The sequence below is a fragment of the Scytonema sp. UIC 10036 genome (assembly GCF_009725235.1).
In genome coordinates, this window is sequence record NZ_WJFC01000044.1 from 1 (window position 1) to 23,989 (window position 23,989).

The 23,989-nt window shown below is 42.0% G+C and carries 22 protein-coding genes; 12 read left to right on the top strand and 10 right to left on the bottom strand.

Annotated features, from left to right (window positions below):
• Positions 1 to 106 precede the first annotated feature (106 nt).
• The 4 genes from F7734_RS21220 (at position 107) to F7734_RS21235 (ending at position 2,901) form a co-directional block, all read left to right on the top strand.
• A complete protein-coding gene (locus tag F7734_RS21220; protein WP_155746525.1) occupies positions 107 to 910 on the top strand; it encodes a biotin--[acetyl-CoA-carboxylase] ligase in 804 nt (267 codons plus the stop codon).
• Between the two features lie 146 nt (positions 911 to 1,056).
• Complete coding sequence (locus F7734_RS21225; RefSeq protein WP_166482046.1) at positions 1,057 to 1,566, top strand: MarR family transcriptional regulator; 510 nt, start codon at positions 1,057 to 1,059, stop codon at positions 1,564 to 1,566.
• A gap of 89 nt (positions 1,567 to 1,655) precedes the next feature.
• The gene (locus F7734_RS21230) at positions 1,656 to 2,195 is read left to right on the top strand and encodes a hypothetical protein (protein WP_155746526.1); all 540 of its coding nucleotides are present in this window, start codon (positions 1,656 to 1,658) and stop codon (positions 2,193 to 2,195) included.
• A gap of 139 nt (positions 2,196 to 2,334) precedes the next feature.
• Positions 2,335 to 2,901 carry a DUF308 domain-containing protein gene (locus F7734_RS21235; protein ID WP_155746527.1) on the top strand — a complete coding sequence of 189 codons (567 nt, stop codon included), beginning with the start codon at positions 2,335 to 2,337 and terminating at the stop codon, positions 2,899 to 2,901.
• A 31-nt stretch (positions 2,902 to 2,932) separates the two neighbouring features.
• Here the strand turns inward: F7734_RS21235 and F7734_RS21240 are convergent, their stop codons facing one another.
• Both F7734_RS21240 and F7734_RS21245 read right to left on the bottom strand, forming a co-directional pair.
• Positions 2,933 to 5,893 carry a methyl-accepting chemotaxis protein gene (locus tag F7734_RS21240; protein WP_155746528.1) on the bottom strand — a complete coding sequence of 987 codons (2,961 nt, stop codon included), beginning with the start codon at positions 5,891 to 5,893 and terminating at the stop codon, positions 2,933 to 2,935.
• Between the two features lie 347 nt (positions 5,894 to 6,240).
• Complete coding sequence (locus F7734_RS21245; RefSeq protein WP_166482047.1) at positions 6,241 to 7,578, bottom strand: hypothetical protein; 1,338 nt, start codon at positions 7,576 to 7,578, stop codon at positions 6,241 to 6,243.
• Positions 7,579 to 8,205: 627 nt separating this feature from the next.
• Here F7734_RS21245 and F7734_RS21255 point away from each other — a divergent pair.
• A complete protein-coding gene (locus F7734_RS21255) occupies positions 8,206 to 8,595 on the top strand; it encodes a hypothetical protein (RefSeq protein WP_155746530.1) in 390 nt (129 codons plus the stop codon).
• A 127-nt stretch (positions 8,596 to 8,722) separates the two neighbouring features.
• Complete coding sequence (locus F7734_RS21260) at positions 8,723 to 9,604, top strand: lysophospholipid acyltransferase family protein (RefSeq protein WP_243147001.1); 882 nt, start codon at positions 8,723 to 8,725, stop codon at positions 9,602 to 9,604.
• A gap of 20 nt (positions 9,605 to 9,624) precedes the next feature.
• Here F7734_RS21260 and F7734_RS21265 read toward each other — a convergent pair whose 3' ends face one another.
• Positions 9,625 to 10,764: a retroviral-like aspartic protease family protein gene (locus F7734_RS21265; RefSeq protein WP_155746531.1), complete on the bottom strand. Its 1,140-nt coding sequence runs from the start codon at positions 10,762 to 10,764 to the stop codon at positions 9,625 to 9,627.
• A gap of 243 nt (positions 10,765 to 11,007) precedes the next feature.
• Between F7734_RS21265 and carA the strand changes: the two genes are divergently transcribed.
• From carA to F7734_RS21290, 5 genes are all read left to right on the top strand, one after another.
• Positions 11,008 to 12,165 carry a glutamine-hydrolyzing carbamoyl-phosphate synthase small subunit gene (gene carA, locus F7734_RS21270; protein WP_155746532.1) on the top strand — a complete coding sequence of 386 codons (1,158 nt, stop codon included), beginning with the start codon at positions 11,008 to 11,010 and terminating at the stop codon, positions 12,163 to 12,165.
• A gap of 46 nt (positions 12,166 to 12,211) precedes the next feature.
• On the top strand, positions 12,212 to 12,601 hold the full coding sequence (locus F7734_RS21275; RefSeq protein WP_166482055.1) for an STAS domain-containing protein: 390 nt from the start codon (positions 12,212 to 12,214) through the stop codon (positions 12,599 to 12,601).
• A gap of 672 nt (positions 12,602 to 13,273) precedes the next feature.
• Positions 13,274 to 13,753: a ribonuclease III domain-containing protein gene (locus F7734_RS21280; RefSeq protein WP_166482048.1), complete on the top strand. Its 480-nt coding sequence runs from the start codon at positions 13,274 to 13,276 to the stop codon at positions 13,751 to 13,753.
• Positions 13,754 to 13,851: 98 nt separating this feature from the next.
• Positions 13,852 to 14,898 carry a 23S rRNA (guanosine(2251)-2'-O)-methyltransferase RlmB gene (gene rlmB / locus F7734_RS21285; RefSeq protein WP_155746534.1) on the top strand — a complete coding sequence of 349 codons (1,047 nt, stop codon included), beginning with the start codon at positions 13,852 to 13,854 and terminating at the stop codon, positions 14,896 to 14,898.
• A gap of 203 nt (positions 14,899 to 15,101) precedes the next feature.
• On the top strand, positions 15,102 to 15,404 hold the full coding sequence (locus F7734_RS21290; RefSeq protein ID WP_155746535.1) for a DUF1816 domain-containing protein: 303 nt from the start codon (positions 15,102 to 15,104) through the stop codon (positions 15,402 to 15,404).
• Positions 15,405 to 15,493: 89 nt separating this feature from the next.
• Here F7734_RS21290 and F7734_RS21295 read toward each other — a convergent pair whose 3' ends face one another.
• From F7734_RS21295 to F7734_RS21325, 7 genes are all read right to left on the bottom strand, one after another.
• Entirely contained in the window at positions 15,494 to 16,336 is an 843-nt protein-coding gene (locus F7734_RS21295; RefSeq protein WP_155746536.1) for an alpha/beta hydrolase, read from the bottom strand.
• A 285-nt stretch (positions 16,337 to 16,621) separates the two neighbouring features.
• Positions 16,622 to 17,314 (bottom strand): CAP domain-containing protein, encoded by a 693-nt coding sequence (locus F7734_RS21300; protein ID WP_155746537.1) that lies wholly within the window; start codon positions 17,312 to 17,314, stop codon positions 16,622 to 16,624.
• 79 nt (positions 17,315 to 17,393) lie between these two features.
• Complete coding sequence (locus tag F7734_RS21305; RefSeq protein WP_155746538.1) at positions 17,394 to 18,107, bottom strand: CAP domain-containing protein; 714 nt, start codon at positions 18,105 to 18,107, stop codon at positions 17,394 to 17,396.
• Between the two features lie 251 nt (positions 18,108 to 18,358).
• The gene (locus F7734_RS21310) at positions 18,359 to 19,129 is read right to left on the bottom strand and encodes a thioredoxin domain-containing protein (protein WP_155746539.1); all 771 of its coding nucleotides are present in this window, start codon (positions 19,127 to 19,129) and stop codon (positions 18,359 to 18,361) included.
• 397 nt (positions 19,130 to 19,526) lie between these two features.
• Entirely contained in the window at positions 19,527 to 19,847 is a 321-nt protein-coding gene (locus F7734_RS21315; protein ID WP_166482049.1) for a DUF6464 family protein, read from the bottom strand.
• Between the two features lie 139 nt (positions 19,848 to 19,986).
• Entirely contained in the window at positions 19,987 to 20,562 is a 576-nt protein-coding gene (locus tag F7734_RS21320; RefSeq protein ID WP_155746540.1) for a hypothetical protein, read from the bottom strand.
• A 157-nt stretch (positions 20,563 to 20,719) separates the two neighbouring features.
• Complete coding sequence (locus tag F7734_RS21325) at positions 20,720 to 22,069, bottom strand: OB-fold nucleic acid binding domain-containing protein (protein WP_155746541.1); 1,350 nt, start codon at positions 22,067 to 22,069, stop codon at positions 20,720 to 20,722.
• 326 nt (positions 22,070 to 22,395) lie between these two features.
• Between F7734_RS21325 and gatA the strand changes: the two genes are divergently transcribed.
• A complete protein-coding gene (gene gatA / locus F7734_RS21330; protein WP_155746542.1) occupies positions 22,396 to 23,850 on the top strand; it encodes an Asp-tRNA(Asn)/Glu-tRNA(Gln) amidotransferase subunit GatA in 1,455 nt (484 codons plus the stop codon).
• Positions 23,851 to 23,989: the final 139 nt, after the last annotated feature.

The window sequence follows — 23,989 nt, forward strand, 5'->3', positions numbered from 1 at the left end:
GGACAAGGTAGACTAATGGCTAATGGCTAATGGCTAATGGCTAATGGCTAATGGCTAATGGCTAATGGCTAATGACACTTGACCAATGACACTTGACCAATGACCAATGACATTAGATAAACAAAAGCTAGAAACTGCTCTTCAAGCAGGGCGCAAAGACGCAAACCTAACGTTTTCATTACACCTTTTTGATACAGTATCTTCAACCAATCAAATCTTGTGGAATTTGCTGAATCAAGGGGCTAAACCGGGATGCACGGTCATTGCTACCCGGCAGACAGCAGGTAGGGGTCAGTGGGGTCGCCAGTGGATATCTGATGATGGAGGATTGTATCTTTCAGTTGCGCTTGCACCCAAGTTGAATGTAACAAATGGTTACCAATTGACTTTGGCAACGGCTTGGGGAATTGCTAAAAAATTGGAAGAAAGCGGTATTCCCACTCAAATCAAATGGCCCAACGATTTAGTTTTAAATCGGCGCAAGCTAGGTGGTATTCTAACGGAAACCAAAGTACAGCAAGGAAGAATCAAGCAAGCTATCATTGGAGTTGGCATAAATTGGGCAAACCCAGTTCCGGAAAACGGCATCAATTTAAAAACTTGGCAGACGTTGAATGATTCTCAATCAATTCCAACTCTTGAAATTCTCGCTGCGACTGTTCTCATTGGAATAGAATCTGGGATACAGTGTTTGTTGGCAGAAGGAGCGAATATATTAATAACGCGCTATCTAGAGTTACTGACCAATTTGGGCGATCGCATACACCATAATAATATTGCAGGCACTGTAGTAGGCGTGACACAAGAGGGTGCTCTTCGGGTATGCATGGAAACATGTGAATTTGTAACAGTACAATCACGAGAAATTTACTTCCAGCCCGGTACAATCAGTTTGGGTTATGACGGTTAATGGTTAGTGGTTAGTGGTTAGTGGTTAGTGGTTAGTGGTTAGTTGTTCTCGCCCCTACCCCCTACCATCTACTCCCTACCCCCTACACCCTATTTTCAAGCTAGCTTATAATTGAGACGAGAGCTCATCAAATTTTCTTTTTAACTGTGGTTATACTGCGTTCTTTTGTTGATAAGCAGACCATACAGGATTTTGCTAAGTCTTATCCTGAGTTAGATCTTGCTTCAGTAGAAACTTGCTTGGCTTTTCTTAACACTACAGCTGATGTTTACCAAGCCTTGGATAGTCATTTTGCCCGGTATGGTCTTTCAAGAGGAAAGTTTACTCTACTGATGCAATTATATCTAGCTGGTGACCAAGGGTTAACACCTTCTGAATGTGCGGAACGTGCTGGTGTCACTAGAGCAACAATTACGGGTTTGCTTGATGGTCTCGAACGAGATGGATTGGTCAGACGCGAACCTGACTTCTCTGACAGGAGAATGCTGCGGTTGCAACTGACAGACAAAGCGCATAACCTGCTTTCCCAAATGCTTCCAGATCATTTTTGCCGTACTACTCACTTGATGGCTCATCTTACTGATGCTGAAAAAAAGACGCTCGTTGAACTTCTCAACAAGCTACGGGCTGGAACACCAGCAATGTTAGAGCCGTAAAAAAATGCTTGTGAACGATCGCAGTTCGATCTACTCTTATAGTTAGTCACCTAACTATAAGGCAGCTAATCAAAAGGAACAAACAGTATATGAAGAAACTAAGTGTCAAGCAGAAAAATTGGTTGTTAACTTTTCACGTTGCTTTTGGAGGAATTTGGTTCGGTACGGCTTTATGTATGGTAGCTATTGCTCTAGGGACTCAAAACACTTCTAACGGTGATGAACTTTACGCTATCAACTCTGTTTTAAAGCTGATGGATGACTTTGTAATAATTCCTGCAGCCACCTTATCCCTAATTACGGGTGGATTACTCTGCTGGTTAACAATTTGGGGATTTTTTAAACACTACTGGGTCATCGTTAAATGGATAGCAACTGTAGCACTCATTGTCGTTGGTACGATATGGCTTGGTCCTTGGACAAATGCGGCGACTGCGATTTCTCAAGTAGAAAGATTACAGGCACTGCAAAATCCGCTCTATGTCTTTGATAAAACGGGAATGCTTGTGGGTGGAATAATGCAAACTGTCTGTGTTCTAGTCATTATAGGTATTTCAGTTCTTAAACCTTGGGGAAGAAGAAACATCCAAAAGCAAGAAAAACAGCAGCCAGCTACTTCTAGTAGTTAGTCTTTTTCTGTTTAACAATTTCGAGAATAATCTATAAATAGGCTGTAATCAGTTTCTACCTTAAGGGTATATCACTACTCCTGAGACATTCCCTAGCCTAAATGTAGGGTTTTTATTTAAGCATAGGGAAAAAAATAATATGACAACCAACGTTTCTCCTGAGATTGACAAAAAGATTAATAGCTCTTTGTGGGTTGGTGTTTTGTTGATTGTTTTGGGCATTAGCGCGATCGCAATGCCTGCTGTTTCGACAATTTTTGCAGAGACTTGGGTTGCTTTGATACTCATTTCTTCAGGAGCTGCTAAACTGTCCTACGCGGTACAAACTCGCGATCGTGGAGGCTTCATTTGGAAGCTGTTATTAAGCGGGCTTTACATTGCAACTGGTATCATGCTGTTTGTTTACCCCTATACAGGAATACTCACACTTACCTTGTTGCTGGGTAGCTTCTTACTAACAGAAGGTGTATTCGAGTTATTTTTGGCATTCCGTCTGCGTCCTCAAGAGAATTGGACTTGGGTATTAGGTAACGCTATTGTGACCTTAGTGCTTGGTGCCATGATTTGGTTCCAATGGCCCTTTAATGCACCTTGGCTTTTGGGAACACTCGTTGGTGCTAGCGTTATCTCCACAGGTGTTTCACGCGTCATGATGTCACTGAATACACGCAGTGCAGTCAATTCCGACCAAACTGCAGGTGCGTAAACCATCTGCGTAATATTGCCTGCGACAGACTTCAGTCTGTCGCCCCAACATTAAACAAGCCCACAGAAGCTTGCAACTGTTGAGCGACTTCTATAGTTTGTTGTAGAGAAGCAGAAACTCTGCGAGAGGAATCGCAAGTGCGTTCGGAAACATTGGCAATTTCCTTCATCAATTGGGTAACGGCTTGAGAAGTCTGAGCCTGAGAAACTGTAGCGAGGGAAATTGATTCCACTAGGTTGTCGATTTGGCGAGACACATTTAGAATTTGCCCCAGATTCTGCTTAGTATCTTTAACGAGATGAGCTCCTTCAACCACCTGAGTCGTTCCTAATTCCATAGCCTTAACGACTGAAGCGATTTCGCGTTGAATATTGTCAACAATGTGTTCAATTTCTCTGGTAGCTGCACCTGACTCTGCTGCAAGTTGAACGACTTCTTCTGCCACCACTGCAAAGCCCTTACCTTCCTCACCTGCACGAGCTGCCTCAATACTGGCGTTAATTGCTAACACGTTAGTTTGCAGAGTAATTTGGTTGATGAGTGAAACAACCTTGGAAATTTGTCGGGAAGACTCACCCAAACTCTTCATCTGTTTTGCTGTAGCTACAACCGTTTCCTGCAAATTTAATATACTTTGTACTGTGCAGTCCATTGCTATCTCGCCAGCCTCTGCGCTGGTAGAAGCACTACGAGCGACGACGGCTGCTTGGCGAGCGCTTTCAGCCACAGATCGAATGGAAAGCGCCATCTGCTCTACCGAATTAAGAGTGTAATGAATTTCTCCCGCTTGTTTAAACGCTTCATCAGCAAGTTGACGAATGGCACCTTCATTTTCTCCAACCGAAAGATTGACCTGAAGAGCAGCTTTTTTTACATTCGTCACAATTTCCCGCAGGCTTTCAATGATGGTATTAAAAAACTCAGCTACTGTGCCAATTTCCCCAGATGTCACTTCAGCACGAATCGTTAAATTACCTTTCGATACCTCTGCAACATCATTGAGCAGCTCTACCACTTGACGCTGTATGGCTTCTTTTTGTTGACGCTGTTCTTGAGAAATAATTTCAGCTGCTTGTTGAGCTTGCTCTCTTTGTTCTAAAAGAGTTGCTTGGTCTAAGGCAAAGCCAACTTGAATCGCCACCTGCTTGAACAAATTGATTTTTGACTTCTCCCAAGCACGCAGTCCAAAACTTTGATAAGCCACCAACAAGCCCAAAAGCTTGTTTTCTGAGAAAATTGGTGCGACTAAATCCCCCGTATCTTCAGCAGAATTATTCTCAACTATACTGAGACGACCTTTCTGATACTTTTTAACATAATCTTGAACAAAACTCATGTTTGCCTGTCGGTTTACAAAGCGATCGCTACTTACTGATTCAGCAAAGATGCTTGCTTGCCAATTCTCATTAAAAAGATAAACTACCACTCGATCTGCTTGCAAAGCAGCTCGAACTTCTGACACTGTTGTATTAAAAATGTCATTTTTTTTAAGAGATTCACGGATGCGAGAGGTGATTGTATGCAATAAGCGTGCTTGATTAGCCTCCGCTTCTTGAAGACGGGCTTGTTCTGCTAAGGCTGTTTCAGAAACCACAATGCTGTCAGCCATTATATTAAAAGTAACAGCCAGCTGACCTACCTCATCTAGAGAGAAAACTTCCGCTCGTGCTTCGCGATTGCCAAAGGCAAATTCCTGATTGACTCGTTCTAGCTGCTCGATCGGTTTAGTAATGGTTTTCCTGAGAATGAACACCCAAAGACTAGTCATCGCGATCGCTAGAAGCAATACCACCCCTTCTTGCCACAAACTCAGGTGAAGCAATTTGTTGAGAGTAGTTTCTGGAGTTCCCCGTACCAAAATAGTCACGGGCTGACCGCTAAAAACAGGAACAGGTTCGCTACGGTCTTGAACGATAAGATTGGGAATTGCCTTAGCAGTCATAGTATAGCTTTGGGTGCCTATAGCCATCCGTCCGGTCACGATTTCTCCAGGGGGAGCTGCTGCTGCTGCTGCAAGTAGAGACTTATCGCTCAAAGGTACGTGAGGTTTAGCCTGCTTTAGCTCCGCCGAGCCGCCTTGATCTAGAGAGGTAGCCAAAGTAAATTCCCCTGTGGGTTTGCGTAAATAAATACCACTGTAGCCGCCATTGAAATCTTTCAAGATTCCTGCCATGATTGGCAACTTCCCATTGACAATTTCCCCAGAAACCAAAACAGCAAGTACTTTGGTTGCACCTGGGGAGCGAATCGGTGTGAGGGTGTAACGCATTAAGGTATCTCCATTGGGATCGGACACTACAGGAGACCCTTTAGCCAATACTGCAGAACTTACAACTGCGTTAGCTTTAATTTGCTTGCCATTAGTAAAAACCTCACGAACCAAGTTGTTAGGATTAAAAATTTTCCCTTCTCGTTTCCCGTTCTCATTAACAATCACCCTAAAATCTCTCCCCACTAGGGTGACATATTCCATCTTCCGGGCTTTGATTTCGTTTTGCAGAATCTGCTTAACAGACTGTTTTAAATTAGGAGACAGGGTGTAGCTTTTTGCATAAACCTTAGCAGCATTAAGGATGATAGGATTATCTGCATAACTCCGGAAGCCAAGCCCTGTTTGGTTGACCTTGAGATTAATATTAGTCTCAGTGACAGTCACCTCTGATTTAGCTCGTTCGAGCATTTGTGTTCGCAACCCCGAAATTATAATTAACCTTGCCCCTACACTCAGTCCTACAATGGAGACAAGTTCAGCAGCAATCAAAGCTATCAGCTGCTTGCGACCAACAGAGAGATTACAAAACCATTGGATGAAAAAGAGGTTGCGTTTTTGGGAAGAATCAAAGTTGGATTCAGGTTCTATATCTGGTGAGAGATGTAAAGTACTCCCACGCGGCGTTACTATATCATCTGCCGTTTGGGGAGAAGCGGCTTGTGGGGAAATGAAACCTTTGTGACTCTTGCCGAAACTTACTGGATTTTTTTGAGTAGTCATAAAATAAGCGCTTTATATCTGTAGGAATTGTAAAACTCGACGGTTTCAGTGGTAGAGCCTAACCTAGTTCTATGATTCTCACCAGAACAAATCATCTTTGTTTTTAAAATATCACCTTCAAATAGCAATTTACCCACATCTTTGTAATATTTTTGATATAAAACTTTTCCTACTTTTCACACTTTTCTTAAATTTTCATCAGAGCGATTTACATAATTAAACTGCTTATCAAGCAATACGGTTCAGTTAAAAATAATTGTAGGTTGGGTTGAAGCGCAAGCGAAACCCAACAAACCGGACAAAATGTTGGGTTTCGTTCCTCAACCCAACCTACTCCTACTCCCATTCTATGACAAGCGTTGAAAACCTTTAGCTGATTGCTGTTGAGCCTTGCCTTTGGTCTTGGATTTACTAACTTCTACCACGGCTTCTTGAAATAGGTTGTGTAAATGTATTGGTACGCTAGCAATATCTGGTAAATCTGGTTCTATGGGTTTGTTGAATTCTTGCAATAAGGTGTCTAAGTTGTTTTGCAGATGAAATTCAGGACGTTGTAATACTGTTTGCAGAACTTTTTCTAACTGTATGGGATACTTTTCTGCTAAACGATGCCAAATAAAAGCGTTAATACTTTTATCTTCAAGATAAAAACGAATGACTTTTTCGGCACCTTCTATACTTTGCCAGTCTTCTGTTTCTGCAATTTGTTTGACTTTAGCATAAGTTGGAAGAAACATTTGTCCCCATCGGGGATGTGACAGAGCAGTCACTTGTTCTGCTTTCTTGAGTTCAGCTGGTAAGTCCACTTTTGGCATTACCATTTTGCTGGAGTTACTTTTACTGCTAAACATTTGAGAGACTGTTTTGGAATCAGCACCCAATTCTTCAGCAACTGCTTCGATTTCTTGTTGTTCGATACCGGATTCTTGTACAATGTCTTCCAGCGATTTTGAAGGGTCAATACCTGCTGCTTCCAAGCGTTTTTGCGTCATGACTTCTTGAAATTCAGCAATTTTTTTGTTAAGTTGATACCCCGGTAAGGTGACTTCATCACTCCCAAAAAAGTCTACGAATTGTTGATGATATTGTTCTACTGATAACCAAGCTTCTTCGAGTAATTCAGGTGCATCACCGTAGAGTTGGTTTCGATAATTGTCTTTAAACTTACCAATAGCCACTGCTAGTTTCGGTTTGCCTAGTTTACCCATAAGTGTCTGTGGACCAGAAAATGTCCAGTAAGTGTCAGTCACAGGAGAAATACGGGTCAGTATAATTTCTCCATCTTTGACACGAGACAGTTCTTTTTGGATTCGGGCATTATTTGGCTTGACTGTGTAATGCTTTGCTGTCAGCCAATTCATGAGTTCAAAACCATCGGATAGAATCTTGGTGACAGCAAATAATCCAATAAATGTATGATGCCAACTTTGAATGAGTTTGCGATCGCTTTCTGACAACTCAGGTTGGCTTTGTATATACAGATCCAGTGGTGAGGACTTTCCCACTCTCCCTTCTGTAATAAATGAGTCAATCACAAAATCCTTTTGGAAACTATCACCGCTACCACGACGCGACTTTTCAGCAGCATAAATCTCCAAGGCTTGTGCGAGTTCATCCTCAGCATCAAACACAAAATCAGTTATCTCTTGTTGTAGTTGGTGCGATCGCTCTAATATGGCATCCACAAGTTTATTTTACAGAAACCTACAAATGTACATTAGAGGTTTTGACAGAATTTGAGTATCTGCGCTTGGGAGGAATTTTTAGGACTTTGGCATAGCCGATATATTTAAGGGGGTGTTGAGGGGCGCTGCACAGTGTTAAGTCCCCACAATATCGTTAAGGTTGTGTGAGTTCTAATTTTATTTAGCTTACTTGTATGCTTGACTTCGATGACAAACCATAACAACTTCAATTATACGGTTGTCATCATTAATTTTGTAGATTACCCGATAATCCCCAACACTAATTCGCCAGGTACTCAATTGTCCCCTCAACTTTTGACAACCATCTGGGCGTGGTTCAACTGCTAAAGTTTTCTGCCCAAGAAAGTTTTTGAGATACTAAACTCCTCGAAACGGAATTTCTTCCTCCAATCCAAAAAAGTTATCCTTCTGTCTATGAGTCGAAGGCTGAATTGAATGCATACTTGTTTTTTTATCAACAACATCTCTCATTTTACTGTTTCACGCTTCAACTATCAAAACCAACGGTAGCCTTTTTTAGGGGAGCTATGCGTAATTCCTAAATTTGCTACATTTGCTATACTGAATTTTACAGACACGCGTGCTGATTCTTGGGAAAAAAGCTAGATGAACTGCTACAAAAGTTTGAAAGTAGGATTAAAATTGGGATTGGAGTTTTGGCTCCCCTTAGTGCTGTTAGGATTGGCTTTCTGGGTAGGAGGAGGATGTGTGATGGATGGCATTTTAAGTCAGCCAAATCAAAGAGAAAGTCATTTAAAGGTCGAAACGCAATCGGTAAAGAAACGTCAAACGTTGATACTTTTTATCAAAGCAGAAATAGACAAAGATAGCGGTGTTTCTAGGGTTGAAGTCAAGACAGCTTCCAAAGCACTGAAAGAATTGAGGTTTGAGTTTCCAGTCACAAAAGCGAGCCTGGTTGAAGCTGCGATCGCTAAAGAATTAGGATTACTTCCAGAGGACATTAGAAATGTGATGCACTATCAAACCAAACTTTAGATATAGGACTAGTAAAATTCTTATCCAAGCAGTATTGGGACTAGTATTTGATTTAAATGATGTCTGGTCTAAAATCGGAAAAAGTGCAATATTTAAAAGGAATATTATCGTGGTATAGTCCGTTTCCATGTTTGAAGAAGTTCGCAGCGCTAGCAAAGACATATTTGATGCTCTCAAGGAAAACAAATCAACAACAAAGCTTGGATGGTCTTTGGATCGACGAGAGCCAAAATTTATTCAACTTTTTATGCCTATATGGAAATGGCTGTACGAGTATTATTTTCGAGTAGAAACAAGTGGTTGGCATCACATACCCACTCACAAAAAAGTCTTATTTGTGGGTTCTCACAATGGGGGGTTTGCAGCACCTGATATGTTTATGGTGATGTATGACTGGTTCCAACGGTTTGGTGTGGAAAAACCCGTCTACGGTTTGTTACATCCTAAGGTATGGGTGGCGTCTCCTCTACTGTCAGTTATGGCTGCAAAAGTTGGTGCTGTTGTGGCTCATCCAAAAATGGCAGTTGCGGCTTTTCATTCGGGAGCTAGTGTACTTGTATACCCTGGTGGAGTTCAAGACGTTTTTCGGCCCTATTATTTGCGTCACAAAATTAACTTGGCTGGGCGTAAGGGGTTTATTAAATTAGCGTTACAGGAAAATGTCCCCATAGTACCTGTCATTTCTACTGGCGCTCACGATACGTTTCTAGTGCTGGCTAATTGCTACGACATTGTACAGCAACTTCACAAATGGGGTATGCCCTGGTTGTTAGGGATCGATCCTGAAATTTTTCCTATTTATTTGGGCTTACCTTGGGGTGTTGCTCTTGGTCCTTTGCCTCATATCCCAATCCCTGTCACTATTCGCACTCGTGTTTGTCCTCCTATTGTTTTTGAACGTTATGGAAAAGAAGCAGCTCGCGAACGCGAGTATGTTAATACGTGTTACGAAATTGTTCGGAGTCAAATGCAGCAAGAGTTGGATTGGTTAGTTGAATCTTCTTCATAACTGAACCGATCCCCAGTCACTCAATTTGGTGCGGGAACTTCTATAGGTTGGGGTTCTCTAGCTTGAGGTTCTGGAGGTAAAGGAGGAACTCTTACCTCAGGTTCTTCATGAGAAGAATTCGCGTGCGGGTGCAATTGCGGACGAAATTCTACGATGTTGCGCTTGATGGTAATATCGTAATTGCCAAAAAAGTCGTGTCCTAGTAGTCCCGTGTCCAATTCTGCACCTGCGATCGCGACTGCAACTTGGCGTGTCTTCACCCCACCGACTTCCATTGAATCTACATAACCGACAGGAAATTCCACTGCTTTGGAACTGGCGGTGTTTGCTTTGGCTTTTGTCACTGGAACGACGCCTAAAGCAGTTGCCATTTTTTGAGTAATAACTGTCCCACTTGCTCCAGTATCGAGAATCATCTCAAAACTTTGAATTCCGTTGAAAGTCACTTCAATAATTGGCGTACCACCCAATCTTCTCTTGATGGGAGCGCTATATACTGGTGGTTCGTTAGGTTTTGGAACTGTTATAGGAATTGAATACGCTTGTTTTTGTTTAACCGGCACTACATTTGGCTTTGATGGCGGTAGGGACGGTTTTTTTGGTATCAAGACTGGGGGTTTTTGATTGAGATTCTGTGGTGGTGCAGCGGGGATGGTGGGAGCCAGAGCTACAACTGCATTTGGTGGGGGTATTAGAACTGGTGGAGTTACAGGACGCGTTGCTCTCTGCACAGCGTATTTTAGCTGGCGTTGGTAATCCAGTACTCTTGCTTGGGCGCTACTGAAATAAGGGCTATCAACTGGCACTTTTTTCATCAACGCGATCGCTTCTCGCAGCTCCGTTGCCACCAGTTTCCAATCTTCTGAGGATTGAGCCGACTGACTGATGCTTAGAGCACCAACTGCTTTATCCAATCCTTGTTCAAAATAACTCAATTCAATTTCAGACGTTTGTTGCCTGACTGGGTTTAGTTGCGGGATAGTTGGCTTTTCTACCATTGTGGCAGTTGGCGGGGCAACGTTTTTTTCAGCAGGCAGGCGTTGTTCATCCTCACTTGTCTTGGTTGCAGCTTGTTGACCTTGTTGACAACCAACTGCGAAAACCGCCAGTGTTGATGAGACAATAATTAGCGCTGCACGGGATAAAATGGGCTGAAGCATAATTAATAAAATTTTACCCGTCTTGTCTCCTATAAATCTACTATCACTCCTAATTAGTGTTTAAAGATTTCGTGTTTTAATTTCTTAAGTTTTTATTAAAAAAACTCTTTCGTGACGAAATCAATGATTTGTGGCATAATTGTGCATCGCAGTCTTAAGGGAATAGGGAATGGGGAGTAGGGAATGGGGGGAAAGCATTCTCTACTCCCTACCCCCTACCCCTACCCCCTACCCCTAACCCTTATGCCCCTATCTGACGCAATACCCGCCATTCTTGTTTTGGCAGATGGAACGACTTATCGCGGTTGGTCATTTTGTGCCACCCAAACCACAATTGGCGAAGTGGTGTTTAACACTGGCATGACAGGATATCAAGAAGTGCTGACCGATCCCAGTTACTGCGGTCAGATAGTCGTGTTTACTTACCCGGAATTGGGAAACACTGGAGTGAATCCAGAGGATGAGGAATCAGATAGACCCCAAGTGCGGGGTGCGATCGCACGCAATATTTGTCACCGTCCAAGTAACTGGCGATCGACACAATCTTTACCCGATTACCTCAAACAGCACGAAATACCCGGTATTTATGGAATTGATACTCGGGCATTGACTCGCAAGATTCGGATGGTTGGAGCCATGAACGGTGGAATTTCGACCAAGATTCTTGATGAGGCAGAACTGTTAGAACAAGTACAAGCAGCGCCTAATATGAAAGGGTTGAATCTTGTTCGAGAAGTCACCACATCAGATATATATGAGTGGTCGGAACCAACAAACCCTGTTTGGGAATATAGCGCTACCTCTGGGGTCAACATTGGAGACACTTTCACCGTTGTAGCTCTTGACTTTGGTGTAAAACGTAACATTTTGCGTCGATTAGCCAGTTATGGCTGTCGAGTGATTGTCGTTCCAGCCAATACCCCGCCCGAGGAAATCTTGAAATACAATCCCGATGGGATATTTCTTTCCAACGGTCCTGGAGATCCAGCCGCCGTTAGAGAAGGAATTGAAACCACAAAGGCACTTCTTGGGGCGCAAAAACCCATGTTTGGGATCTGTTTGGGACACCAAATTATCGGTCATGCCCTTGGTGCTGAGACTTTTAAGCTGAAATTTGGTCATAGGGGCTTGAATCAGCCAGCAGGGTTGCAAAAACGAGTGGAAATTACCAGCCAAAATCACAGTTTTGCGATCGATCCAGATTCTTTACCAGAAGCTGTTGTAGAAGTGAGCCATCTTAACCTCAACGATCGCACCGTCGCTGGAGTTCGTCATAAATCTTTGCCTGTATTCTCAGTACAGTACCATCCAGAAGCCAGCCCCGGTCCTCACGATGCCGATTATTTGTTTGAGCAATTCGTACAACAAATGCGTGAGGCTCGTGGTTCTTTATGCCAATAGGTCGTAGACAACATATACTAAAACCATCTATACTGGAGCGTTCACCATAACGTATGAGGAGGGAATTATTGCTGAGCCACTTAATCTAACCGTAAGCCTGAGAGGCACTCGTGAAGTTCGAGATAACTGTCAGCTATTCCGCCTCACAGGTTTGTTAGACGCCTTTTCCGAACCGACCTTTCGCAAGGTGCTTGGTAGCAAGATAGAAGAAGGACCAAAGAACATTATTCTGGATTTGTCTCAAATTGATTTTGTTGACAGTTCAGGATTGGGTGCTTTGGTGCAGCTAGCTAAGCAGGCTCAAGGTTCTGAAGGTACCTTGCAAATTGTCACAAATGCCCGTGTCACTCAGACAGTCAAGCTTGTTCGCCTAGAGAAGTTTCTAGCCCTGCAATCATCAGTAGATGCGGCTCTAGAGAACTTGAAACAATCTTGATTCTCGGACACGGTGAATTTACATCTTGCACTACGCCATACCCAAGGCTGGAAGAATGTTGGCTCCTGTTGCAAGGTGTAATGTGAACTGAATTCGCCAAACAACCTCTCGCTATACCTAGGTAGGTGAAGAGAAGGGCAGTTGCTGTGGCTCTGTAACTCAGACCAAGGAACTGCCCTCGTAAATTGGCGGAATATCAGGAGTTTGGTAAATATCTTTCAGTTTTTAGTCAACTTATCCAAAAAATATGTAAAAATTTTCTGCTGATAGCAACATGACTTTCACTTAATGTGCTATATTGCAATGATGAAGGCTTAGTATCAGATCTAAGTGTTTGATATTGCAGCCAATAAAAGTATGTTATACCATTTTTGATTTTGGATTGAGAAAGCCTTAACAGACTTAACCTCACCTGATTATCTATAGCATTCTTTTTTGAATTTTTGAAATTGATATTGGTGTGCGATCCCAAGATGCAGATTTGAATAGATTCAGAATAAGACCCCATGCACAAAATGGCAACCAAAAATTGAAAAACCAGTTACAATTAGTGAGTTGATTTTTCAGCATTTATTATGCTTAAGTAAAGCTGCACGGCAATCAGCGAGTAAATTGGGCTAAATCTACTCGAAGCAAGCTTCCCAAATATAGTTTGTGAGGAAAAGAGTACTTGTGACATCACAGGAAGGAGAGCTACAGGACGAACCCAGTTCAGTTCCCAAAAAGGGTGCTGATTGGTGTCAAATGTTGGGGGAACCCAGAGCGCGATTATTCCCTGAGATTTCACAGACGCAACTGCAACAACTTTCTCCTACTGCCTTAGCCTATTTGGGAGACGCAGTTTACGAACTGTATATAAGAATGTTTTATCTGTTACCACCAAAACGATCGGAAGCGTATCATCGTTTAGTGGTGTCACAGGTCAGGGCAGAAACACAGGCTGAGATATTGCGCTCTCTCTATCCTCATCTGAGGAATTCTGAGTTAGAAATTGTCCGCAAAGGTCGTAATGCTGCTACAGGGCGTCCCAGGCGGCTCGATCCCGAAACATATCAACAGGCAACTAGTTTAGAAACCTTAATTGGCTATCTCTATCTTAGCGATTTCCAGCGCTTAGCCGAACTGTTACAAAAACTGCAACTGGAAAAATGATGAAAAATTAATCTGATGACAGAAAACTAATAGATTTGGTTCGGTCATTAGAGGTAAATAAGTATGCCCATCTATAAGTGCTAGCACCTATTCCTACCATGATAAATAAACCAAGACCAATTAAAAATGCCAGTGAAATAAATAGCGGACAACCTTCGCTGAAGAAGGGAAAGCGTGTCATATCGAGACGCCCTTCCACTAAGCCCGTCGCTAAAGTTATTTCCACGACTACTAAGCCCGTTGCTAAAGTCATTCCCAATGAACTTTCCAGACAAAATCGTAATGTTTCTGAGTTCATCGCACCTATTCGAGACCAAGAAGATGTAGATCTTATATATGGTCGTCATTCCGTTTTAAGTGCTCTGGAAAGCGAGCGGAATCTCAACCGCATTTGGATCACATCTCGCTTGCGCTACGACCACCGCTTTCATTCGCTTATTCTACGAGCAAAAGAAAATGGTACTATTATTGACGAAGTAGAACCAAAGCGCTTGGATCAAATCACTTCTTCTGCCAATCATCAAGGAGTGGCAGCACAGATTGCTCCCTACGCGTATCTCGACTTGAGCGATCTGATTGAACGGGCAAAATCTGTAAACGATCCCGTTATCGTTGCGGCTGATGGAATTGAAGATCCCCACAATTTAGGATCTATCATTCGATCTGCAGAAGCACTTGGCGCTCAAGGCTTATTGATCCCGCAACGCAGGGCAGTTGGAGTCACTTCAACAGTGATGAAGGTGGCTGCCGGCGCTTTAGAAAATTTTCCAGTAGCGAGAGTTGTGAATTTACATCGCGCTTTAGAAGAACTAAAAGCGGCTGGCTTTTGGATTTACGGAACTGCGTCAAATGCAAGCGAACCCATACACACAGTTAACTTTAGCGGTCCTACAGTGTTAGTCATTGGCTCTGAAGGCGAAGGTCTAAGTATTTTGACACAACGCTACTGCGACTTTTTAGTGTCAATACCCTTACAAGGTAAAACTCCAAGCCTCAATGCCTCAGTAGCAGCAGGTATGGCACTATATGAAATATACCGCAAACGCTGGGTAAATACACTGCATTTAGACAAATTAAAATTCACACCAGGAGATGTGTCCCCAGTCAAGGGCAGACTCAATGGTCGTGGAAGCGCTAACAGCTAACAATGGATTTGACGGTTCAGGTGCTAACTGCTGATAAAAAATATACACAGCAGTTATCATTAACCGTCAAGGAACGATAATTTTAGGAAAATTTCTTTGAAAAAAGAAGAGTAAACAGAGTATAAAGAAATGTAAAAAGAACAATTTTCCGTTGTACCCCATTTCATTTAAACCCTGTAACAAATTAAAAATCAGAGACAACCATGAAGACTATTTGGCAAAACCTTAAGGAAGTGCTGATTAACGTATTCCAAGGATTCGGCTTGGCTTGGTGGGTCGAAGTTGTGACACAAAACCCCCGTTGCACTTATTATTTTGGACCATTTCTGAGTTCCACTGAAGCAAAAACCGCAATCAAAGGTTATGTAGAAGATTTGGAACAAGAAGGTGCTCAGGGAATCGCTATCAATGTTAAACGTTGTAAACCAGCAGCTTTGACAATAGCTGATGACTTGGGGGAACGGATTGACCGCAAAGTTCAGCCTGTCTTTAGCGGTCAGATGTAAGAGGCTAAGAGCTAATGGCTAAGAGCTAATTGCTAATTGCTAATTGCTAAATATTCTTCCATTAGCCATTAGCTATTAGCCATTAGCTCTTAGCCATTAGCTATTACCTGTGGATGTTTTTCTAGCCAAAGCTCGATATCGTTTAAAACTTGGTCGGGGATTTCCCAAGGAAACAGGTGTGCCGTATCGGAATAACACTGCCATTGGGAATTATTGAGGACTTGAAATGTTTCTAAGCTGGAGTTAGCTGTGATGTGACAGTCTTGAGCACCAGCAAGCACTAAGCTTGGACATTTGATTTGCTCCAAGTCTGTTAGTCGGTTGTAACCACTTCTAATGGCAGTATACAAAGCGCGAGTCGCAGCAGATGAAGTTTGTAAATAAGCAGGTACTGCGTGTTTTGCTATGTATCTGTAGGCGGTAGGAGTGTGTTGCCTAATGAGATATTTAAAGAGCGATCGCTTACCAAAAGTCTCAATATTCCACATCCAGTCAGATTTTATACAACTTAGCAGTGCAGCAATCCCAGTATAAAGATTTTCTTGCCAAGTGACGGGAGGATGATTGCTTCTCGGCTTGGCAGCTGTTGCTATCAGTATCAACCCCGTGACTTGTTCGGGTAAGCGTAACGCCAATTCCATTGCCAGAATACCACCTAAAGACCACCCCAGGATCAAACATTTTTGAATTTGATATTGGTCTAGTAGGTTTTCGAGATCGAGTAAATGGTCCCGCATATCAAAATTTTGATTGTAGCGGCTTCTCCCATAACCGCGTAAGTCAGGAGCAAAAGTTTGAAACCGCTTTGATAAGCGATCGCTAAACACAGAAAGGCTCGAACCAGAACCGGGATGACCATGCAAACAAAGGATCGGAAACCCCTGTCCTTGAATGTATACGTTAAGGTTTGCAGCGAGTGAAGGTTTGTACATTGCTAATTGCTAATTGCTAATTGCTAATTGCTAATTGTAAGAACTACCATGAGCCATTAACCATTAGAGATGATTTATAAAGTAAACATTAAGAAGACTGTAGGTTGGGTTGAGGAACGAAACCCAACATTTAATCGAATTATTGGGTGTCACTTCGTTTTATCCAACCTACACAAAACATTTGGCGATTTAAGATTTACTTTATAAATGACCTCTTAGCCATTAGCCATTAGCCATTAACCATTAGCCATTAGCCATGAGCCATTAGCCATGAGCCATTAGCCATTAGCTCTTAAGCTCTTTAAATCCACCTGCATAAGTAATCACACACATTTGCCTGTAAAAAGAGTGAATTCCGAAGGCAACACCCGCGACTTTAAAAGCGGGGTTAAACATATTGATTCTATGGCCTCGATCTGGTACTCCATCATCAATAATTAACTGCATCACAATATCTTGTGCAGTGTGGGAACCGTAGCTAATATTTTCCCCCGCAGTTAACTGCCATTTTCCATAACGATTGAGGCGAGTAAAGGGATCGCTCTTGTCACTGCCTTTATGACCAATGATACCTATTGGTCCTTGGTCTTTGACATGATCTCGTGCAGCTAATGACATCCCTTTGGATGCGCGAAGAGATCCTACGGGACGAACTGATTTGAGAAAGGCTATGGCTTCATCGACTGCTTTTACCCCTTCCTGTGTTTGTAAATAGACACGACTCGAAAGTCTGACGCGATCGCCTTCAAAACGCTGTCTGTAATTTTCTAACACAGCAGCATAAGCAGTGGGATTGGTTCTCGCTTTATTCATCTCCACAATCACTTGTTGTTCGAGACGCGAAAGAGTACCGGGACGCGAATCAGAATCCTCTTGAGGAATTTTAGGTTCCTGTGGTTCGTATTGTTGAGAAAGGAAGTCACAGGATGTAGCAAACAAGGCAATAGGTGTTAGTATCCAGAGGGGCATCCAACGCATAACAAACAAAATAATTCGTAATTCTCATGACTAACTTAATAATTACGAATTACGAATTATGAATTACGAATTGCTCTATTTATTTTTCTTGGTATCCGCCAGCATAAGTGATTACACACATGGTTCTATATTTGGAGTGTGTTCCATAAGCAACACCAGCCACTCTAAAGTTAGGATTAAAAATGTTTTTTCTATGACCGCGATCTGGAACTCCATCGTCAATGATTAGCTGCATAACAATGTCTCTAGCTGTGTTGGGACCATAACTGATATTTTCCCCAGCTGTAGAAACCCAGTTACCATAACGATTCATTCGAAGAGAGGGATTGCTACCATCAGTACCGTGATGACCTGTATGACCTTTTGGTCCTGAATCTTGAACGTGGTCTCTTGCGCCTAAAGACATACCCTTAGATATTGTCAGAGGGTTCAAGGGACGAGCATTTCTCAAAAAATCCAGTGCTTCATCAACAGCTGTTACCCCTTCCTGAGTCAGCAAGAAAACGCGCTCGGAAAGTTTAACTTTTTTACCTTGAAAGCGCTGTCTGTAGCTTTCCATAATCGGAATATAAGCTTGCGGATTGGTACGCACTCTGTTCATTTCGACGATCACTTGCTGTTCTAATGTTGATAAATAACCGGAACGTACCGCTACAACAGATTTATCTTCTCTAATAACTGTGGAATCCGAGTTTTTTGGCTTAGCTACTGATGGATCGAGCGTCACGAATGGAAACCCGCAGCTAGCTATCATGGCAATAGGGAAAAACACACTTAAACCGTTGCGACGCATTAATTACCTCACGACTACTGTTCTACGAGTTCATTGGGTTGAATGGATGCACCACGTTTTGCTTAAGTAAAGGAATCAGACTCGGTTAGTAGAGCACTTCAACAAAACTTGCAACCTGCAACCTTTGTAACCTTTTAAACAACACACCGTAAACCGTAACCCCACATAAAATATACATTATGGGTCAATACAGAATCTTTTGGAGATTATTTAAGTGTATATATTAACACTAATAATATACGATAATCTACTCAAGTTTTGCGAACGCGAGTTAATAGCTCTTCTATTTCGCCAAGCTGTATGGCACCGGATAAAACTTCTCCATTCATGATGAAGAAGGGAGTACCGGAAAGCCCTAGCATCTGGGCAAGCTGACTATCTTTTTCAATAGCAGCCGTAGCGAGAAGGCGATCGCTTTTAAACTTTTCCAAATCTAGATTGAGATTTTTTGCAGTATCTAAGTAGAATTGTTCACCTAGTTGTTTTTGATTGGTAAAGAGTGCGTCCTGATACTCCCAGAATTTGCCTTGTTGCTGTGCTGCCCAAGCGGCGGTTGCAGCTGGTAAAGCTTGAAGATGAATGTTAGTTAGAGGAAAATGTTTGTATACGAGAGTGACTTCATCCTGGTGATTTACCATGAACTGCTTTAAGGTTTTGTATGCTTGAGCACAATAAGGACATTCAAAATCAGAAAATTCAACCAACAAAATTTTTAGTTCTTTAGCTCCCATGGTGGGAGATTGTCCGATAACCGATAAAGGATCGGTTTTCATTTGCTGCACAAAGACTTGTTGTGCTTGCTGAATTTGAGATCGCTGTTTTTGTTGGTATGCTTGTACTGACTCGACAATCGCTTCTGGATGTTCGCGGATAATTTGTAACACTTGTTGTTCCAATTGTGGATTCATGCGGGCTGCTTGCGCCGGAAGTGACCAACTTAAGACCACACAAATAAATCCAACTACTGCGAAGCTACGTAGCCTCACCAGTAATTTTCTGACCAAATAAGAGGATGCATACATACCAAATATTTTTTGTATGTAGGTTAAACGGTCTTCACATTCTCTTAGTATTGACTGAGAAGGGGCAGAAAATCTAGGTATAAATATTGAATTATCTTATACTTCTATAGGGAATAGATAACGAAGTCTAGTTTTACACATAAAAACTCTACGGAGAAAAATGGCATCTTTTAAGGTTAAAAGCTTGATTTTACTAGCACGCAGCCCCTTGAAATAAGTCTATACATGGGGGGAAATTTTCAAGAGGATTTAGTTTTGTAACAAAACGAAAATGGTATTATCGGGTACTTGACACCCAAAGCCCGTCTCGTAAATTTTTTATGCCAGCCAGCTACGTTAGAAAAATGTCAGTCTTACAATCTTTCCTTCAGCCCTCTGCCTTATCTTCATCTCTTTATTAAGAATCTTTTTCAAGAATTGACTCATTTGATTGATAATGACGGCAACCTTCACACGGCCCTTCAGGATTTACAGCACAACGGATATAACCAGAACGGGCATTATAGCGACAACTAATATCACCAATAAGGTAACCGACGCCTTCCAAGTAGTAGCGATCGCTTGTATCGGATATATGATTTTGCTGTATCCGTCTTCTTGGAGAAGCCATAGCAACTCGTCTAAACTGCAAGCGTGTTCTAGCCTGAGATTTACGCATTAACCACAGGGAGAACAGGGATGGTAAGAAACCAATGGCAATCACTAAAAGTGTTTTCACTTCAACACCTTCTTTTTAGATCTGTTAGCTGCCACATCACTTTTTCAAAGGTGGCAATATCTAGTAGAGATGTAAGACGGAGTTGTCACTCTGCTACTTAACTCAGCATAACTGCTACAACTTCAACTGTGTATATATCCTACAATCGCCAATGAGAAGCCCGTGCATTATCTACCAATAAGCTTTTTTTATAATTTATTCGCCAATACTCAAGTTTATCTATCGTAACTGTCTTGGTTAGAACGTTCACACCGTTACCCCGCCAAGCCACTTCTGGATCTGTCGTAAAAACACCGCATTCTAATTGTTCTATATTAATATTCCAATACTCGCTAAATCTACTTTTTAAAGTTATAACCTGCTCAAAAACTTTGTTTCTATGCTTGTTTCTTCTTTTTCTTTCTGTTGCTCCTGTTGCAGCAGTGTCAATAAATTTAGTTTCAATGATAAAGATTTTTTCTGATGATGTAAGATAAACAAAATCACATTTGCCCAAATCTGTATAGTCAGCAATTGGCGATTTTTCAAATAACAATAATTCAGAACATAAAGGAAACACCTGTTGAATGTTTAGAAATAAATATGCCTGTAGTAAAAGTTCTTTATCATATGGAAATCCGACAACACCCTCAAAAAATCTTTTGATATCTTCTTGGGGCTGAGGTTGAATTTTTTTACAATATAAAACAAATTTGTGAATTTCATTTCCGATCATTTAAGCATAGCTCCTTCCTCCTTCCACACAGACTTTCCCTGGCATAAAAATATACCATTTTTTTGAGGAAAGTATCATCCGCAGAAGCCATGAAAAAAACTAATAAGCTGCTGTAAAGACTCCGTTAATTTACTGACTTATAATGACCGATCGCCTTTCACTGTAAACTCTGCACATAAGCAGTAAATCGAGCGTTTTGAAGAGAATGAACGGCTATTCTAGAATCTAGCACCCAATATTGACGCCCAAAACGCACATAATGACGGGAATTTTCATTTTGTATAATTCCTATAACTGGAACTTTTGCTTTTTCTTTTTCCCCTAGTTGTGCATTTAACAAAACTGTTCTCAGGCGGTCTTGTTCTTCAATAGTTGTTGCTTGCAAAGGTGATAACTCTACCATCACCATTTGTACTGTCTCTACTGGTTCTGCATCTTCCACAATGAGTTGGATTTGCTCGTCTCTTCGCTCTAATTTTCCCCAGATAATTAACTTAACATCTACTGCTAGTAATGAATTAATTCGCTCGTAAATTTTAGGAAATACTACAGCTTCTGACTGTGATGTTAAGTCTTCTATCTGCAAAATTGCCATAGGGTCGCCTTTTTTTGTCATAACTTTTTTCACCCCATTTAGCATGACAATAGCGGTCATTGTAGAATCTTCTTTTTGTTCCCCAAGTTGTGAAAGGTTAATTGGAGATAACACTCTTGCTGATTGACGTACAGCTTTTAAAGGATGATCTGATACATAAAAGCCTAGAAGTTCTTTTTCCATCCGCAATTTTTCTTGAGGGGGAAAATCAAGAACGGGTTTTGCTTTGGGTGCTGATTCAAAACCATTGGGAGTTTTGTTGGTACTTGTGCTAGAAAATCCACTCCCCAATAAATCAAAAAGATTTCCCTGTCCGCTGGCTCTATCTCTAGCACGGGATTGCGCCCAATCATAAATAAGTTCAAGATCGTGAACTAGCTGGTTGCGGTTGGAATCTATTTTGTCAAAAGCTCCGCAAGAAATCAGCGCTTCTAAAGTACGTCGGTTAACAGCACGCAAATCCACGCGATCGCAAAAATTAGCTAAAGATTTAAACTCGCCTTCCGCTTCTCTTGCTTCCAAAATACAAGCTATAGCATTTTGTCCCACATTGCGAACTGCTGACAATCCAAATAAAATTTTTCCTCCTGAAGGAGTAAAATCTACACCCGAACGATTGATATCTGGAGGTTCTATTTGAATACCCATACTCATACAAGTGGCAATATATTTCTGCACCTTGTCTGTGTCATCACTGTTAGCTGTTAACAGTGCTGCCATATATTCCAAAGGATAATTAGCTTTCAAGTACGCAGTCTGATATGTGACATAGCCATACGCAGTTGAGTGAGATTTATTAAAACAGTTAGATGCGACTAAGCCATTTTTGATAACAAAATTATGGTCGCGTTCGACCCCAATGTCGTATACAGATTGTTGACCTATAGATTTGCGCGTAATAATTTTAACCATTTTTATAAGGGGGTAGGGGGTAGGGGGTAGGGAGTAGAGACTGAGTACTACCTCGTTCCAGCCTGAGGCTGGGAATGCCTTTCTAAGAGGCTCCGCCTCCTCTACTGAGCCAGAGGGTGTAAGACAGCAGCCCACTCACCTGTATTACCAGTCGAAGCCTGAGAACCAGAGAATGAAGTATATATATAATGTAGATAAAATCATACTATGCAGAACGATAAGCCGGGTACGGCTTGCGCCTCACGATCGCACAACTCAACCAACTCGGTGTGCAGAAAGCCCGATCCTGTATTAAAATCAAGAACTTGAGTGAGAAAGGAGCAATCATGGCATTCATCCGCGAGTTGCATACACAGTTAGTAAAAAAAGAACGTTCTGCGGTTGAAATTACTCAAGAGGCTTTAAACCGCATTCAAGCGGTGGAGCCGAAATTGCACAGTTTTTTGTCCGTGACTGCCGAACACGCGATCTTGCAAGCGCGGAAAGTGGATGCTAAAATCGCCGCCGGAGAAAATATTGGCATCCTTGCTGGAATTCCTATTGGTGTTAAGGACAATATGTGTACCAAGGGCATTCCCACTACCTGCGCCTCCCGAATTTTGGAAAACTTTGTTCCGCCATACGAGTCAACGGTGACGCAAAAACTGGCAGATGCAGATGCAGTTATGGTAGGAAAAACCAATTTAGATGAGTTTGCTATGGGTGGTTCTACAGAAACTTCCGCCTTCAAACTCACGGCTAATCCTTGGGATTTGTCAAGAGTTCCGGGAGGTTCTTCAGGGGGTTCGGCGGCGGCAGTTGCTGCTGAAGAATGTGTTGTGTCTATAGGTTCCGATACAGGAGGTTCCATCAGACAACCAGCTTCTTTCTGTGGTGTTGTCGGAATGAAACCAACCTATGGGTTAGTTTCTCGTTATGGATTGGTGGCTTTTGCTTCGTCTTTGGATCAAATAGGTCCCTTCGGACGCACGGTAGAAGATGCTGCGATATTATTGAATGCGATCGCCGGACACGATCCTAAAGATTCCACGAGTCTAAAAGTAGAAATCCCCGATTACACTGTCAACCTTAAACCAGAACTGCCTAAAGGAAAGCTCAGAATCGGTGTTATCAAAGAAACCTTTGGTGAAGGATTAGATTCTGAGGTAGAACAAGCCATTAATAAAGCGCTGGAACAACTGCAAGAGTTAGGGGCAGAAATTCAAGAAATTTCCTGTCCTCGATTCCGAGATGGTTTACCCAGTTACTATATTATTGCTCCATCAGAGGCATCAGCAAACTTAGCCCGTTACGATGGGGTGAAGTATGGCTACCGTGCGGCTGATGCAGAAAATTTGCTGTCAATGTATACCCGTACCCGTGCAACTGGCTTTGGTGCAGAAGTCAAACGCCGGATTATGATTGGCACTTATGCTCTTTCTGCTGGTTATTACGACGCCTACTATCTCAAAGCGCAAAAAGTCCGCACTCTCATCAAACAAGATTTTGAAAAAGCTTTTGAAAAAGTAGACGTGTTGGTTTGTCCCACAGCACCTACGACTGCGTTTAAAGCAGGAGAAAAAACTGCCGATCCCTTAAGTATGTACTTGGTTGACTTGATGACTATTCCTGTCAATCTTGCAGGTTTACCTGGGATCAGTGTTCCCTGTGGTTTTGATAGCCATGGATTACCAATTGGCTTGCAGTTGATAGGAAACGTGCTGAGAGAAGATCGGCTCTTTCAAGTTGCCTACGCCTACGAACAGTCAACCACTTGGCATCAGCAAAAACCGAAAATTTAGTTAGTGGTTAGTGGTTAGTGGTTAGTGGTTAGTGGTTGGTGGTTAGTGGTTAGTGGTTTGTGGTTAGTGGTTAGTTGTTAGTAGTGAGCAACCAACAACCAACAACCAACAACCAACAACTAACCACTAACCACTAACA

Coding starts and splice junctions, on each gene's coding strand:
- F7734_RS21220 (WP_155746525.1), top strand. CDS start 107: ATGACATTAGATAAACAAAAGCTAGAAACTGCTCTTCAAGCAGGGCGC.
- F7734_RS21230 (WP_155746526.1), top strand. CDS start 1,656: ATGAAGAAACTAAGTGTCAAGCAGAAAAATTGGTTGTTAACTTTTCAC.
- F7734_RS21235 (WP_155746527.1), top strand. CDS start 2,335: ATGACAACCAACGTTTCTCCTGAGATTGACAAAAAGATTAATAGCTCT.
- F7734_RS21240 (WP_155746528.1), bottom strand. CDS start 5,893: ATGACTACTCAAAAAAATCCAGTAAGTTTCGGCAAGAGTCACAAAGGT.
- F7734_RS21255 (WP_155746530.1), top strand. CDS start 8,206: ATGAACTGCTACAAAAGTTTGAAAGTAGGATTAAAATTGGGATTGGAG.
- F7734_RS21260 (WP_243147001.1), top strand. CDS start 8,723: ATGTTTGAAGAAGTTCGCAGCGCTAGCAAAGACATATTTGATGCTCTC.
- F7734_RS21265 (WP_155746531.1), bottom strand. CDS start 10,764: ATGCTTCAGCCCATTTTATCCCGTGCAGCGCTAATTATTGTCTCATCA.
- carA (WP_155746532.1), top strand. CDS start 11,008: ATGCCCCTATCTGACGCAATACCCGCCATTCTTGTTTTGGCAGATGGA.
- rlmB (WP_155746534.1), top strand. CDS start 13,852: ATGATAAATAAACCAAGACCAATTAAAAATGCCAGTGAAATAAATAGC.
- F7734_RS21290 (WP_155746535.1), top strand. CDS start 15,102: ATGAAGACTATTTGGCAAAACCTTAAGGAAGTGCTGATTAACGTATTC.
- F7734_RS21295 (WP_155746536.1), bottom strand. CDS start 16,336: ATGTACAAACCTTCACTCGCTGCAAACCTTAACGTATACATTCAAGGA.
- F7734_RS21300 (WP_155746537.1), bottom strand. CDS start 17,314: ATGCGTTGGATGCCCCTCTGGATACTAACACCTATTGCCTTGTTTGCT.
- F7734_RS21305 (WP_155746538.1), bottom strand. CDS start 18,107: ATGCGTCGCAACGGTTTAAGTGTGTTTTTCCCTATTGCCATGATAGCT.
- F7734_RS21310 (WP_155746539.1), bottom strand. CDS start 19,129: ATGTATGCATCCTCTTATTTGGTCAGAAAATTACTGGTGAGGCTACGT.
- F7734_RS21320 (WP_155746540.1), bottom strand. CDS start 20,562: ATGATCGGAAATGAAATTCACAAATTTGTTTTATATTGTAAAAAAATT.
- F7734_RS21325 (WP_155746541.1), bottom strand. CDS start 22,069: ATGGTTAAAATTATTACGCGCAAATCTATAGGTCAACAATCTGTATAC.
- gatA (WP_155746542.1), top strand. CDS start 22,396: ATGGCATTCATCCGCGAGTTGCATACACAGTTAGTAAAAAAAGAACGT.